Here is a 566-nt window from a genome sequence, read left to right on the forward strand (position 1 = left end):
GGGCGTCGCGGCCGCAGGCTGCGGCGGCTGGGGCTTGTCGCGTTGCTGGTGACGGCGGCCGGCGCCGGCGGCGCCTATCTGGCGCTGCGGTCTTACGCGGCGGCGCTGGGGCCGATCGACCTCAGCGTGTTGCAGCGGACATCGCCGCTGGCGCTGGACCGGGAAGGGCGGCTGCTGCGCGCCTTCGCCACGCCGGAGGGGCGCTGGCGGCTCCCTGTGAAGCTGGCCGAGGTCGATCCGCATTTCATCAATCTGCTCAAGGTCTATGAGGACCGGCGCTTTGACGCCCATGGCGGCGTGGATGTGACCGGCGTGGCGCGGGCCGCCTGGCAGCTGGCGCGCAACGGCCGCGTGGTGTCCGGCGCCTCGACGCTCAGCATGCAGGCGGCGCGGCTGCTGGAGCCGCGCGAGGCGCGCAGTTTTTCCGCCAAGCTGCGGCAGATGGTGCGGGCGGTGCAGCTGGAGCGGCGACTGGGCAAGGAGGGGGTGCTCGCCGCCTATCTGACCCTGGCGCCCTACGGCGGCAATATCGAAGGGGTGCGCGCCGCCTCGCTGATCTACTTCGG

1 protein-coding gene is annotated in these 566 nt (G+C 72.8%); it reads left to right on the forward strand.

Translation table 11 applies throughout. From position 1 onward, the window contains the following. The coding region (locus tag AC4FS3_RS29235) for a transglycosylase domain-containing protein (RefSeq protein ID WP_491023454.1) at positions 1-566 on the forward strand (566 nt) is incomplete at both ends.

Source organism: Pseudogemmobacter sp. TB195, assembly GCF_058313095.1.